Genomic DNA, 13,822 nt, shown 5'->3' with positions numbered 1-13,822 from the left:
CGACCGTTTCCTACCTCACCGCGGCTTCCCAAACACGATCTTCTCTGATGAAATCGCGGCCGTGCCGCGCGCGGCGCTGTCCGCTGCACCGGGCACGGGTCGGCGGTTCAGGCGTGGAAGAAACGACGGAGGCGATGTCGTGAGCACCGGACCTACGACCCTGCCCGAGAGCGGCGAGTCGAACGAGCGGGGCCGGCGACGGCTGCCCCGCCTCCGGGATGCCCGGATCCGCTCGAAGCTGGCGCTGATTCTGGTGGTGCCCGTCGCGGCGGTGATCGCGCTCGCCACCATCCGGCTCATCTCCACCGGTGAGGGCGCGCTGGAGGCGACCCAGCTGCGGTCGCTGACCGCCCTGTCGATCGACGTCTCGGCGCTCACCCAGGACCTGCACAAGGAGCGGATGGCCGCGGCCACCCTGCTGGCCCGCCCGGGGGAGAAGGGCCGCGTCGACGAGTTCAACCTGCGGGTACGCAGCACCGACGCGCGCATCGAGGCGTACAACGCCGCGCGGGGCGGCATCGGGGAGGTCCCGAGCGACGTACGGGACCGGCTCAAGGTCATCGACGACCACCTGAAGACGCTGAACAGCACCCGCCAGGAGGTGCTGGACCGCAAGCAGATGCCGGTGGCCGAGGCGTCGCTGCGTTACGGCGTCATCGTCACCGACCTGGTCTCCTACAACGACACGCTCGCCCAGATGCCCGGCCAGGAGGCCCTGGCCGACAACCGCCGGGCGGTTGCCGCGTTCGCCCACGCCAAGGCCGCGGTCGCCGAGGAACAGGCGGTCGCCTACACGGCGCTCTCCTCGGGCCGGCTCGACGAGGAGCAGTTCTCGTCCTTCGTGGCCACCCTCACCAGCCAGCAGGAGGCCCTGGTCTCCTTCTCGCTGGCCGCCGACCCGGTCCAGCGGGCCCTGGTCGACGGCACCGTCTCCGGTGACGCCGTCGTGCTCGCCGACCGGGTGGCCGCCGACCTGACCCGGTCGGTCGGGCAGGCACCCCTGGTCACCGCCGCCGACGTGTCCTCCTCCATCGGCTCGGTCAACGACCTGATGCGGTGGGCGGAGATCCAGCTCCAGCGGCGGCTGCTCGACCAGACCGAGCAGGCCCGCGCGGACGTCATCCGGCAGGCCATCGTCGAGTCGGTGCTGGTGCTGCTGACCCTCATCATCGCCGTCACGCTGGCCGTGGTGCTGGCCCGCTCGCTCAACCACTCGCTGCGCCGGCTGCGCGAGGGCGCGCTCTCGGTGGCCAACCACGACCTGCCCGACGCGGTGCAGCGGCTGCAGACCATCGGCAACGTCGGTGACGGCGGCGTGGAGGAGATCGTCCGGCAGGTCCGGGACCCGATCAAGCTCACCAACCGCGACGAGGTCGGGCAGGTCGCCCTGGCGTTCAACGTCGTCCACCGGGAGGCGGTCCGGGTCGCCGCCGAGCAGGCCGCGCTGCGGACCAGCGTCTCCGCGATGTTCCTCAACCTGGCCCGGCGCAGTCAGACGCTGGTCGACCGGATGATCGGCGAGCTGGACGCGATCGAGCGCGGCGAGGAGGACCCGAAGCGGCTCGCCCAGCTCTTCGAACTGGACCACCTGGCCACCCGGATGCGCCGCAACGACGAGAACCTGCTGGTCCTCGCCGGCGCCGACTCCGCCGTGCCGCGCCGCGACGACGCGCTCCTGATCGACGTGCTGCGGGCCTCCCAGTCCGAGGTCGAGCAGTACAACCGGATCGAGTTCGGCACCGTCGACACCGACATCTCGGTCGCCGCGCACGCGGTGAACGACGTCGTCCGCCTGGTCGCCGAGCTGCTCGACAACGCCACCCGCTTCTCCCCGCCGAACACGGTGGTGGTCGCCGACGGCCGGCGGATCCGCGACTACGTGCTCATCCAGGTCGAGGACCGGGGCCTCGGCCTCACCGACGAGCAGCTCGACTCGCTCAACCGCCGGCTCTCCGCGCCGTCGACGGTGGACGTGGCCGCGTTCCGGCTGATGGGTCTCGCCGTGGTGAGCCGCCTCGCCTCCCGGTACGGCATCCGGGTGGAGCTGCGGCGCAACGTGGAGGGCGGCACGGTCGCCCAGGTGACCCTGCCCAGCACGACCGTGGTGCTGCCGTCGCTGCGGGGCCGCGAGCCGGCCCCGGCCCCGCTCACCCCGGCGCGCCAGCCGGCCCAGGTGGAGCAGGCCCCGTCGAGCCCGACCGGCTTCGGCGAGCCGGCGACCGCCGGCCGCACCGCCACCCTGACCGACCAGTGGCGCACCGCGGCGCCCACTCCGGCCCGGTGGCAGGTGCCCGGCGACACCCGGGACGGGGTGACGGCCGCGCCGTTCGGCAGCCCGACCGTGTCCCAGCCGACGCTCCCGACCATGACGCCCGTGTCGCAGCCGCCCACCCCGCAGCCGTCCGCGCCGGCCCAGCCGGCGTACGCGCCCGGCGGCGGGGCGATCGGCAGCCCGACCGTGGCGTTCCCGGCGCTCGACCCGCTGCCCCGCCGGTCGCCGAACGGGGAGCCCGCCCAGCCGGCCACCCCGCTCGCGCCGGCCACCCCGTCGGCGTCGTTCGCGCCGGCCACCCCGTTCGCCCAGACCAACCCGACGGCGTCGTTCGCGCCGACCGCTCCGCTCGCGCCGGCGACCCCGGCGCTGCCGGGTGGCCCGGTCGCCGGGACGACGCCCTCCGCCCCTTCCGCCCCGCCCGTGCCGGTCGCCCCGGCCACCCCGGTGGTCGCCCGCCCGGCCCAACAGGCGGAGGCGCCGATCTTCCGCGAGATGGAGGCGGTATGGTTCCGCTCGCACGGTGACGACGTGACCGCGATCTTCCAGCGCCCCAACTTCGACGAGCCCGCCCCGGCACCGGCCACCGCCGCGCCGCGGGCCCCGCTGCCCACCCGTACCCCGGGGGCCACCGACACGGACGGCCCCGGCGCGACGACGACGGCGCCCCAGGTCCACAGCGCGCCGGTGGCACCGCCCCCGCCGCCGCCGGTCGCCGCCGCGCCCAGCGCCCCGGCGGCACCGACCCCGCCACCGGCGGTGGACCCGGAGGCGTGGCGGACCGCCGCCGACGAGGGCTGGTCCCGGGCCAGCCAGGCGGCCGAACCGCCGGCCGCCGGCACCACCCGCTCCGGCCTGCCCAAGCGGGTGCCCCAGGCCCAGCTCGTCCCCGGCGGGATCGAACCGAAGAGCGGTCGGGACCGCAGCCGGCGCACCCCCGACGAGGTACGCGGCCTGCTGTCGGCCTACCACCGTGGCGTGCAGCGGGGGCGGACGGCCGGCGGGGACCAGAACAGCAATTCGACCAAGGAGACGAGCCGATGAACAGGCCAGCGGCCATGCAGGACATGGGTTGGCTGCTCACCAACTTCGCCGACAGCGTGGCGGGCATCGCCCACGTGGTGGCGGTGTCCGCGGACGGGCTGCTGCTCGCCTCGTCCCGGGACCTCCCCCCGGACCGGGCCGACCAGCTCGCCGCCATCACCTCCGGCGTGGTGAGCCTGACCGAGGGCGCGGCCCGCATGTTCAGCGCCGGCGGGGTGCTCCAGACGGTCATCGAGATGGACAGCGGATACCTCTTCCTGATGTCGATCAGTGACGGCTCGTCGATGGCGGTGCTCGCCGCCCGTAGCTGCGACGTGGGGCAGGTCGGCTACGAGATGGCCCTGCTGGTCGAGCGGGTGGGCGCGGCGCTGGTGCCGCTGCCCCGCGACGCGGTGCGCGCGTAGCGCGGCCGGGCTGCACGGACAGATGACCAGACGTCGAGCGACGACGTCGACCGGGAGGAGGTGATCGCGGATGGACCAACGACGGGAGGACCCGCGCGGCGCGCTGGTGCGTCCGTACGCGGTCACCCGCGGCCGTACCGAGCCACGCCAGGACATCGCGCTGGAGGCGGTGCTGACGGCCAGCCCGACAGCCGTCGCCGAGTCCCGGTTCGCCGGTCACGACAAGCACCGGATCGCCACGATCTGCGAGGGTCGGCCCCAGTCGCTGGCCGAGGTCGCCGCGTACACCCGGATGCCCCTGGGCGTCGCCCGGGTCATCGTCGCCGACATGGTGGCCGAGGGCCTGCTGACCCTGCATACTGCCGCTCCCGCCGAGGGATACGAGGAGCGGATGGAAATTCTTGGAAGGGTGCTAAGTGGACTTCGCAGGCTATGACCCCGCCGGGGCGCGCCGCAACCGCGGGATCACCTCCGCGAAGATCGTGGTTGCGGGCGGCTTCGGGGTGGGCAAGACGACCCTGGTCGGCGCGGTCTCGGAGATCACTCCGCTGACCACCGAGGCGGTGATGACCTCCGCCGGCGTCGGCATCGACGACCCGTCGAAGGTGCCGGGGAAGCAGACGACGACGGTCGCCATGGACTTCGGCCGCATCACCATGGCCGAGGACCTGATCCTGTACCTGTTCGGCACGCCCGGCCAGACCCGGTTCTGGTTCATGTGGGACGAGATCATCAAGGGCGCGGTGGGCGCGGCGGTGCTGGTCGACACCCGCCGGATCACCGACGCCTTCGCCCCGCTGGACTACTTCGAGAACCGCCGCCTGCCGTACGTGGTGGCGCTCAACCGGTTCGACGGCGCGCCGCAGTACGAGCTGGAGGAGGTCCGCGAGGCCCTCGCCATCTCGCCCCAGGTGCCCCTGATCATGACCGACGCCCGGCACCGGGAGCCCGTCAAGCAGGTGCTGGTGACGGTCGTCGAGCACGCGATGATGCGCCTCCAGGCGGAGCACGGCCGGGGCTTCCCGACCCCGGTCGGCTGAGCGTCGCCAACGGCGGGACCCCGCCCGGCGGGCGTGCGGCGGCGGGCGCGCGCTCGGCGGGAGTGCGCTCGGCGGGAGCGCGCTCGATCGTGGAAAGAGTGGCCTCGAAGCGACACCGAGGCCACTCTTTCCTGCATCGGGCGTGATCAGGGCCCGCCACTCGCTGTCGGATGGCTTGGGGCCGGGTGGCGCGGGGCGTGCGGTCGATGGCCGGTTGCGGTGGAGTCGCCTCGGCGTGTCGTGTCCCGGAGGCAGCCACCGTTCCCCGGCATCATCGATCGTCCACGCCGTCCGTCAGCCGTTCGTAGCGCAGTTCGTGCAGGTGCGCGCCCTTGACCATGACGGTCACCTCGATGGGCCGGTCGGGGGAGTGGACGACCCGGAGCTGGCGCAGGACCGGAACGTTGGCGGGCAGGTCGAGCCGCTCCAACTCCTCCGTGGTCGGCATCCGGGCCGACACCTGGTCGACGTGGCGCTGTTGCGGGTGGCCGATCTCGGCGAGGACCCGGGGCGCGCCACCCCGGATTCGTCGCGTCCTGGCCAGCTCGGTGTGCCGAGCGATCGAGGCGGGATAGTACGACCAGGACAACTCGACCGGCTCGGCCCGGTGGAGGAGGAGCCGGTGGCGCAGTAGCGCCGGCTCACTGCTCGCCAGGCCGAGGCAACGGCTGACCTCGGCGGGCGGCTCGATCTCGGCGACCTTCAGGATCTCGTACGCGAAACTGCCCTCGGACGGCGGGACGTATGCGGTGGCGGTGACGATCAGTGGTTCCCGGTCCCGTACGTAGACACCCTTGCCGACGTGACTGTGGAGGTACCCCTCGTCCTTGAGCGCGGCCAGGGCTCGCTGGATCGTCGCGGTGGCCGTGCTGTACTGCGTGACCAGGGTGGGAATGGACGGCAGTTGCGCGCCGGACGGCAGGTCGCCGGCCATGATCCGGGCTCGGAGATCGGCGGCGATCTGCTCGTGTCGTGGACGGCCGTCACTTCTCCTCGTCACGGCGGTGACCCTTCTCCTCGATCGCCACTTGGTATCGCAGGCGGCGGCCCTCGGCCACCATGGTCATCATGCTCACCTCGACCGGGACTCCGGCGTCGGTCGTGAGCAGGCGGGTGAGGCTGAGCACCCACTCGTCGGATGCCAGGTCCAGCAGGGCGCGCTCCGTCGCGGTCGGACGGCGGGCCCGGACGTCCTCGGTCGCCATCCGGGGGCGGTGCCCCAGCTCGGCAAGCAGGCTCACCGCGCCGCCCCGGATCTTCCGGGGCTCGGCGAGCGCGGTGCCCCGCCAGGTGGAGCGGATAGTAGGAGTCGGTCAGTTTGACGGGTCGCTCGTCGAACAGTCAGTCGACGCGGAGGCGGTAGCCGCGCTTCACCACCGTCTGTACCACCCGGGGGGCCTTCAGCCCGGCGCGCAGTCGGGCCACCGCCATCTCCACCGCGTGCTCGTCCGCGCCGCGCGGCAGCGTCCGCAGCAGGGCGGTGCGGGACAGCACCCGACCCGGTGAGGTGGCCAGGGCCCGCAGCACCGCCATCGGCGCCGGGGCGAGCGGGCGCAGCTCCCCGTCGACCACGGCCGCGTGGCCGCGCAGGGTCAGCAGGTGCCCGGCGGCCTTGATGCTGACCGTACGCCGGGGCAGCTCGTCCACGATGGTCCGGACCAGCGCGCCCAGCCGGGCCCGGCTCGGCGCGCTCACCGGCACGCCCCGCCGCACCAGCGGCTCGGCGGTCACCGCGCCCACGCAGCTGGCCAGCACGTCGCCGCGCAGCGCCTCCAGCACCGTCTCGGTGCGGTCCCCGGCGGCGCGCAGCAGCGCCTCGGCCGCCGGGGCGGAGGTGAACGTGACCGCGTCCACCAGCCGGCCCGCGACCAGGTCGATGAGCCGGTGCAGCGGCGCGGGGTCGGTCGGCGGGGCCCACCGGTAGACCGGCACCTCGATCACGGTCGCCCCGGCGTCCTCCAGCGCGCTCGTGCACTCGGGCTGCCGGTCGCCGTGCAACTGCATGGCGATCACCTGCCCGGCCACCCCGCGCCGCACCAGGTGCTCGACGACCTCCTCGCAGCTCTCCGAGTCCGGCGACCACTGGTCGTGCAGGCCGGCGGCGCGGATCGCCCCCCGCGCCTTGGGACCCCGGGCCACCACGTACGCCTGCGACAGCACGCCGCGCAGCGGCTCCGCCAGCCCCCAGCCCTCGGCCGCCTCCAGCCAGCCGCGCATCCCGATGCCGGTGTTGGCCATCAGCACGTCCGGCCGGCGGGCCAGGCACTCCCGGGTTGCCTCGCGCAGGTCCGTGTCGTCGGTCAGCGGCACGATCCGCAGGGCCGGCGCGATCACCACCCGCGCGCCGCGCCGTTGCAGCAGGGCGGCCAGCTCGTCGCGTCGGCGGTCAGCGGTGACCCCGATGGTGAAGCCGGCCAGCTCGTCGGCCATTCACCCCTCCCGTCTCAACCGCACCTCGACCAGGCCGTCCCGGCAGCGCACGTCGTGCCGGGGCACCGCCACGCCGGGCAGGTCCAGGCAGGCGCCGGTGCGCAGGTCGTACACCTGCTTGTGCAGCGGGGAGGCGACCGTCGGGGTGCCGCCCCGGCTGCCCACGATGCCCCGCGACAGCACGTACGCGCCGCCGACCGGGTCGAGGTTGTCCAGGGCGAACAGCTCGTCGCCGGCGCGGAACAGGGCGACCTGCGCCCCGTCGACCAGGGCCGCCACGCCCCGCTCCGGCTCCAGCCGCTCCAGCGGGCAGACCGGGCTCCAGCCCGGTGCGTCCGCCGCCGGGGGGCGCGTGTACGTGTCCGTCGCGATGCTCATCGCCGTACCTCCGGAAGGCCGAGGGTGACCGGTTGCCGGCGGCGGGCGGGCGCCTCGCCGTCGGGTGCCGCCGCGACGGGCCGGGCCCGGCCGGCGGGCACGGGCTGACCGCGTTCGACGGCGAAGGTGATCGACGGGTCCGGCACGTCGGGCGCGTTGACGAACGACGAGAAGCGGCGCAGCCGCTCCGGGTCGTCGAGCACGTCGCGCCACTCGTCCGAGTAGCCCGCCACGTGCCGGGCCATCTCCGCCTCCAGCTCGGCGCAGAGGCCCAGCGAGTCGTCCACGATGACGGCGCGCAGGTGGTCGAGCCCGCCCTCCATCGCCTCGATCCAGGCCGCGGTGCGCTGCAACCGGTCCGCCGTGCGGATGTAGTACATGAGGAACCGGTCGATCAGCGGGATCAGCTCCGCCGTGGACAGGTCGGTGGCGAACAGGTCGGCGTGCCGGGGCCGGAAGCCGCCGTTGCCGCCGACGTAGAGGTTCCAGCCGGTGTCGGTGGCGATGATGCCGAAGTCCTTGCTGCGGGCCTCGGCGCACTCCCGGGCGCAGCCCGACACCGCCGACTTGAGCTTGTGCGGGGCGCGCAGCCCCCGGTAGCGCAGCTCCAGGGCCACGGCCAGGCCGACGGAGTCCTGCACCCCGTACCGGCACCAGGTCTCGCCGACGCACGACTTCACCGTGCGCAGCGCCTTGCCGTACGCGTGGCCGGACTCGAAGCCCGCGTCCACCAGCCGCCGCCAGATCTGCGGGAGCTGGTCGACCCGCGCCCCGAACAGGTCGATGCGCTGCCCGCCGGTGATCTTCGTGTAGAGCTTGAACTCCTGCGCCACCTGACCGATCACGATCAGTTTCTCCGGGGTGATCTCGCCGCCGGGGATCCGGGGCACCACCGAGTAGCTGCCGTCGCGTTGCAGGTTCGCCAGGTACGCGTCGTTGGTGTCCTGCAACGACGCCCGCTCGCCGTCGAGCACGTGCCCGGTGCCCAGCGACGCGAGGATCGAGGCGACCACCGGCTTGCAGATGTCGCAGCCCCGGCCCCGCCCGTGCTCGGCGATCAGCCGCGAGAAGGTGCGGATGCCGCGCACCCGCACCACGTCGAACAGCTCCTGCCGGCTCAGGTCGAAGTGCTCGCACAGCGCGGTGGACTGCTTCACCCCCGCCGCGTCGAGCAGCTGCTTGAGCATCGGCACGCACGACCCGCAGCTCGTCCCGGCCCGGGTGCACGCCTTCAGCGCCGGCACGTCCGCGCAGCCGCCGGCGATCGCCGCGTCGATGTCGTCGCGGGTCACCGCGTTGCACGAGCAGACCTGCGCGCTGCCGGGCAGCGCCCCGGCCCCGGCCGCCGCCCCGCCGGCCGGGGCCAGCAGCGCCAGCGGCGCGGCCGGCAGCGGCCCGCCGACGCTGGCCCGCAGCGTCGGGTAGGCGCTCGCGTCGCCGACCAGCACGCCGCCGAGCAGCGTCGTCGCGTCGTCGGAGAGGACCAGCTTCGCGTACGACCGGGTCGCCGGGTCGGTGAACGTCACGTCGAGGCTGCCCTCGGTGGTGCCGTGGGCGTCGCCGAACGACGCCACGTCCACCCCGAGCAGCTTCAGCTTCGTCGCGGTGTCCGCGCCGGGGAACGTCGCCGCGCCGCCCAGCAGCCGGTCGGCCACGACCTCGGCGGTGGCGTAGCCGGGGGCGACCAGGCCGTGACAGACCCCGTCGACGGCGGCGCACTCGCCGACCGCCCAGATCCGCTCGTCGCCGGTGCGGCACGTCGCGTCGACCAGCACGCCGCCGCGCGGGCCCAGCTCCAGCCCGGCCGCGCGGGCCAGGTCGTCGCGGGGCCGGATGCCGGCCGCCACCACCACCAGCTCGGCGTCGACCGTGCGGCCGTCCGACAGCTCCAGCGCCGCCACCGCGCCGTCCGCGCCGGGTCGCAGCGCGGTGGTCGCCACCCCGAGGTGGGTGGTGACCCCCAGCTCCTCGACGTAGCGGCGCAGCATCGCCCCGCCGGCCTCGTCGACCTGCACCGGCATCAGCCGGGGCGCGAACTCGACCACGTGGGTGGCCAGGCCGAGCAGGCGCAGCGCGTTCGCCGCCTCCAGGCCGAGCAGCCCGCCGCCGATCACCGCGCCCACGCGCCGGCCCCGGGCGTGCTCCCGGATCGCCTCCAGGTCGTCGAGCGTGCGGTAGACGAACACCCCGGGCAGGTCCCGGCCCGCCACCGGCGGCACGAACGGGTACGAGCCGGTCGCCAGCACGACCGCGTCGTACGGGTGCTCGCCGGTCGCCGTGGCCACCACCCGCCGCTCGCGGTCGATGGCGGTGGCCGGCTCGCCGAGGCGCAGCTCCACCCCGTCGTCGGGGGTGTGCAGGTTCAGCTCCTCGGCGGACACCCCGTCGAAGAACGCCGACAGCCGCACCCGGTCGTACGCCGGCCGGCGCTCCTCGGCGAGCACCGTCACCTGCCAGCGGCGGTCGGTGTCCCGGGCGCGCAGCGCCTCGGTGAACCGCTGCCCCACCATGCCGTTGCCGATGACGACCACCCTGCCGCCGGTGGCGGCGTCGCCTCCGGCGGTGCCCGGCCCTGTCGTGTCGCCGTTCATCACGCCACCTCCACGCGGTCGTGTCGCGCCCTCGGGCTGTCGTCGTCGGTCGGGTCGGTCGCGGGCGGCCCGGCCGGTGCGTCGGCCGCCGGGTCGACCTCGGCGAGCCAGCCGACGATGCCGGCGAGGGCGTCGCGGCACCCGCCGCAGCCGGTGCCGGCCCGGGTCGCCGCCGACATCGCCGCCACCGTCCTGGCCCCGGCCCGCCAGCAGGCCACCAGCGCGCCCTTGCTGACGTCGTTGCACTGGCACACGGTCGCCGCGTCCGGCATCAGCGCCGGTGACGCGGCCGGTGCCGCCGGCGCGCCGCCGAGCGCCCGGCCCAGCAGCAGCGCCCGCCGGTCCGACGGCACGGGCGCGCCCCGGTCGAACAGCTGCACCACCGTGCCGACGGCCGGGTTGTCGCCGAGCAGGATCGCCCCGGTCAGCCGCTCGTCGCGGATGCGCAGCCGGGCGTACGTGCCCCGGGCCGGGTCGGCGAAGGTCAGCTCCTCGACCGGCCCGTCGCCGGTCCGGTCGCCCCCGGCGGCGGTGTCGCCCATCGCGGCGAGGTCGATCCCGGCCGCCTTGAGCCGGGTCACCGCCGGCCGGGCCCGGTACGCGGCGTGCGCGTCCGCGCCGCTGAGCAGCTGCGCCACCACCCGGGCCTGCGCCCAGGCCGGCGCGACCAGCCCGCTGGGCGTGCCGTCGTGCTGGGCGCAGTCGCCGATCGCCGACACGTGCGGGTCGCTGGTGCGCAGCCGGTCGTCGACCACGATGCCCCGCTGCACCGCCAGCCCCGCCGCGGCGGCGAGGGCGGTGTCGGGGCGCACCCCGCAGGAGAGCACCAGCAGGTCGGCGGCGAGCGACGAGCCGTCGGACAGGTCGAGCCGGACGCCGTCGGCGTCGGCGGCGAGCCTCGTCGCGGACGCGCCGAGGCGGGCGCGGACGCCGAGGCCGGCGAGCGTGCCGGCGAGCACCGCGCCGGCCGTCGGGTCGAGTTGCCGTTCCATCAGGTGCCCGTTCGGGTGGACCACCGTCACGTCCAGCCCCCGGGCGGCGAGCCCCCGGGCCGCCTCCAGCCCGAGCAGGCCGCCGCCGAGCACCAGCGCGCGGCGCGCGCCCCGGGCCAGGGCCAGGATGCGCCGGCAGTCGTCGAGGGTGCGGAAGACGGCCACCCGGTCGGGCAGGGCCGCCGGGTCCAGCCCCGGCAGCGGCGGCACCACGGCCCGGCTGCCGGTGGCGAGCACCAGGTGGTCGTACCCCATCCGCTCGCCGTCGCCGGTGCGCACCTCGCGGGCGGCCCGGTCGATCGCGGTCACCGCGACCCCGGTGCGCACGTCCACGCCGTGCCCGGCGGCCTCGGTCAGCTCCACGTCCGGCTCGTCGACCTTCCCGGCGAGCAGGGTGGAGAGCATGATCCGGTTGTACGCCCGGTGCGGCTCCGCGCCGAGCACGGTGACCTTGCGGTCCCCGGGGCGGGCGTGCAGCTCGGCGGCGAGCCGCGCGCCGGCCATCCCGTAGCCCACGATCACGACGGCGGTCATGGCTGAGCCCTCTCCACCCGGACGGCGCAGATCTTGAACTCCGGCATCCCGGAGACCGGGTCGACGGCGTCGTTGGTGACCGAGTTCGCCCGCGCGGCCCCGCCCCAGTGGAACGGCGCGAAGACCGTGTCGGGGCGGATCGTCGGGGTGAGCCGGGCCGGGGCCCGCAGCTCGCCGCGACGCGAGGTGACGCGTACGTCCTCGCCGTCGCCGACGCCGAGCCGGGCGGCCAGGTCCGGGTGCAGCTCGACGAACGCACCCGGCGCGGCCCGGCGCAGCGCCGCCACCCGGCGGGTCTGCGCGCCGGACTGGTACTGGGCGAGCACCCGGCCGGTGGTCAGCCGCAGCGGATACTCGGCGCACACCTCCTCGGCGGCCGGCCGGTGGTCGACCGCGCGGAACCGGGCCCGCCCGTCGGGGGTGGGGAACGCGTCGGCGAACAGCCGGGGGGTGTCCGGCGCGGCCGGGTCCGGGCAGGGCCAGAACACCCCGCCGGTGGCGTCGATCCGGTCGTAGCTGACCCCGGCGTAGTCGGCGGCCCCGCCGGCCGAGGCCCGACGCAGCTCGCCGAAGACCTCCGCCGGGTCGTCGCCGAAGCCCGCCTTGGCGCCGAGCCGCTCGGCCAGGTCGGCGATGATCGCCAGGTCGGTCCGCACGCCCGGCGGAGGCGTACGCACCGCGCGGCGGCGCAGCACCCGGCCCTCCAGGTTGGTCATCGTGCCGTCCTCCTCGGCCCACTGGGCGGTGGGCAGCACCACATCGGCCAGCTCGGCGGTCTCCGAGCGCACCAGGTCGGCGACGACCAGCAGGTCCAGGTCCCGCAGCCGGCCCTCGACCCGGGCCGCGCGGGGTGCGGACACCACCGGGTTGGAGCCGAACACCAGCAGCGCCTTCGGGCCCGCCGGGGTGCCGAGGGAATCCAGGAGCTGGTACGCGGGCACGCCCGGCCCGGGCAGCTCGTCGGCGCTCACCCCCCAGACCCCGGCGACGTGCGCGCGGGCCGCCGGGTCGGTGATGCTGCGGTAGCCGGGGAGCTGGTCGGCCTTCTGGCCGTGCTCCCGCCCGCCCTGGCCGTTGCCCTGGCCGGTGAGGCAGCCGTAGCCGGAGCCGGGCCGGCCGGGCAGGCCCAGCGCCAGCGCCAGGTTGATGAACGCGGTGACCGTGTCGACGCCCTTGGCGTGCTGCTCGGCCCCCCGCGCGGTGAGGATGATCGCCCCGCCCGCCGTCGCCAGGGCCCGCGCGGTCGTCTCCAGGTCGGCCACCGGCACGCCGGTGAGCCGCTCCACCTCGGCCGGCCAGTAGCCGGCCACCGTGCGCCGCACCTCGTCGAAGCCGGTGGTGCGCTCGGCGACGTACGCCCGGTCGACGTAGCCCTCGGTGAGCGCGATGTGCAGCAGCGCGTTGGCCAGCGCGAGGTCGGTGCCGGGCACCGGTTGCAGGTGCAGGTCGGCCTGCCGGGCGGTGGCGGTGGCCCGGGGGTCCACCACGATCAGCGTCCCGCCGGCGGCCTGCTGGTCGGCGACGTGGCGCATCAGCGGCGGCATCGTCTCGGCCGGGTTCGCGCCCACCATCAGCAGGGTGCGGGCCCGGCCCAGGTCGGCCAGCGGGAACGGCAGCCCCCGGTCGACGCCGAACGCGCGGTTGCCGGCCGCCGCCGCCGACGACATGCACCAGCGCCCGTTGTAGTCGACGTGCCGGGTGCGCAGCGCCACCCGCGCGAACTTGCCCAGCGCGTACGCCTTCTCGTTGGTCAGCCCGCCGCCGCCGAAGACGGCGACCGCGTCGCGGCCGTGCCGGTCCTGGACGGCGCGCACGCCCCCGACGATCCGCTCCATCGCCTCGGCCCAGGACGCCGGGCGCAGCTGCCCGGTGCCGGCGTCGCGCACCAGCGGGGTGGTCAGCCGGTCGGGGTGGTCGAGCAGGTCGGCGGCCGTCCAGCCCTTCTGGCAGAGGCCGCCACGGTTGGTGGGGAAGTCCCGGGGGAGGACCTCGACCCGGCCGCCGGTCTCGCGCAGCGTCATGCCGCACTGGAGGGCGCAGTACGGGCAGTGTGTCGCCGCCTCCCGGGGGGAGCCCCCCGGGTCAGTCGCCGGCCGTGCACCGTCTGTCATGTCGGCAAAGCGTGCCGCCGGGCGGT

General features: G+C 75.4%; 11 protein-coding genes. 4 read left to right on the top strand and 7 right to left on the bottom strand.

Annotated elements, in window-relative coordinates; all coding sequences use genetic code 11:
- Window positions 1–139: 139 nt before the first annotated feature.
- From O7628_RS08050 to O7628_RS08035, 4 genes are all read left to right on the top strand, one after another.
- Complete coding sequence (locus O7628_RS08050; protein ID WP_278129395.1) at window positions 140–3,316, top strand: nitrate- and nitrite sensing domain-containing protein; 3,177 nt, start codon at window positions 140–142, stop codon at window positions 3,314–3,316.
- Window positions 3,313–3,720 (top strand): roadblock/LC7 domain-containing protein, encoded by a 408-nt coding sequence (locus O7628_RS08045; protein WP_043965587.1) that lies wholly within the window; start codon window positions 3,313–3,315, stop codon window positions 3,718–3,720. The genes O7628_RS08050 and O7628_RS08045 overlap by 4 nt, the downstream gene beginning before the upstream one ends.
- Before the next feature lie 70 nt (window positions 3,721–3,790).
- On the top strand, window positions 3,791–4,156 hold the full coding sequence (locus tag O7628_RS08040; RefSeq protein WP_007072983.1) for a DUF742 domain-containing protein: 366 nt from the start codon (window positions 3,791–3,793) through the stop codon (window positions 4,154–4,156).
- Entirely contained in the window at window positions 4,137–4,760 is a 624-nt protein-coding gene (locus O7628_RS08035; RefSeq protein ID WP_043965589.1) for an ATP/GTP-binding protein, read from the top strand. Before O7628_RS08040 ends, O7628_RS08035 begins: the two co-directional genes overlap by 20 nt.
- 271 nt (window positions 4,761–5,031) lie before the next feature.
- On the opposite strand, the gene O7628_RS08030 is transcribed toward O7628_RS08035, so the two are convergent.
- From O7628_RS08030 to O7628_RS08000, 7 genes are all read right to left on the bottom strand, one after another.
- Window positions 5,032–5,760 carry a GntR family transcriptional regulator gene (locus O7628_RS08030; protein WP_278129394.1) on the bottom strand — a complete coding sequence of 243 codons (729 nt, stop codon included), beginning with the start codon at window positions 5,758–5,760 and terminating at the stop codon, window positions 5,032–5,034.
- Window positions 5,744–6,001 carry a UTRA domain-containing protein gene (locus tag O7628_RS08025; protein ID WP_278129393.1) on the bottom strand — a complete coding sequence of 86 codons (258 nt, stop codon included), beginning with the start codon at window positions 5,999–6,001 and terminating at the stop codon, window positions 5,744–5,746. Before O7628_RS08025 ends, O7628_RS08030 begins: the two co-directional genes overlap by 17 nt.
- A gap of 100 nt (window positions 6,002–6,101) precedes the next feature.
- A complete protein-coding gene (locus O7628_RS08020; RefSeq protein WP_278129392.1) occupies window positions 6,102–7,190 on the bottom strand; it encodes a uroporphyrinogen-III synthase in 1,089 nt (362 codons plus the stop codon).
- Window positions 7,191–7,568, bottom strand: a complete 378-nt coding sequence (gene nirD / locus O7628_RS08015; protein ID WP_278129391.1) for a nitrite reductase small subunit NirD — start codon at window positions 7,566–7,568, stop codon at window positions 7,191–7,193.
- The gene (nirB, locus tag O7628_RS08010) at window positions 7,565–10,159 is read right to left on the bottom strand and encodes a nitrite reductase large subunit NirB (RefSeq protein ID WP_278129390.1); all 2,595 of its coding nucleotides are present in this window, start codon (window positions 10,157–10,159) and stop codon (window positions 7,565–7,567) included. Before nirB ends, nirD begins: the two co-directional genes overlap by 4 nt.
- On the bottom strand, window positions 10,159–11,685 hold the full coding sequence (locus O7628_RS08005; RefSeq protein WP_278129389.1) for an FAD-dependent oxidoreductase: 1,527 nt from the start codon (window positions 11,683–11,685) through the stop codon (window positions 10,159–10,161). The genes nirB and O7628_RS08005 overlap by 1 nt, the downstream gene beginning before the upstream one ends.
- Window positions 11,682–13,796 (bottom strand): molybdopterin oxidoreductase family protein, encoded by a 2,115-nt coding sequence (locus O7628_RS08000; protein ID WP_278129388.1) that lies wholly within the window; start codon window positions 13,794–13,796, stop codon window positions 11,682–11,684. The genes O7628_RS08005 and O7628_RS08000 overlap by 4 nt, the downstream gene beginning before the upstream one ends.
- Window positions 13,797–13,822 lie beyond the last annotated feature (26 nt).

It is taken from the genome of Micromonospora sp. WMMD956, from assembly GCF_029626125.1.
GTDB lineage: Bacteria > Actinomycetota > Actinomycetes > Mycobacteriales > Micromonosporaceae > Micromonospora > Micromonospora carbonacea.
Note: the sequence above shows the minus strand (reverse complement) of the source record. Positions and strands in the feature narration are given on the sequence as shown.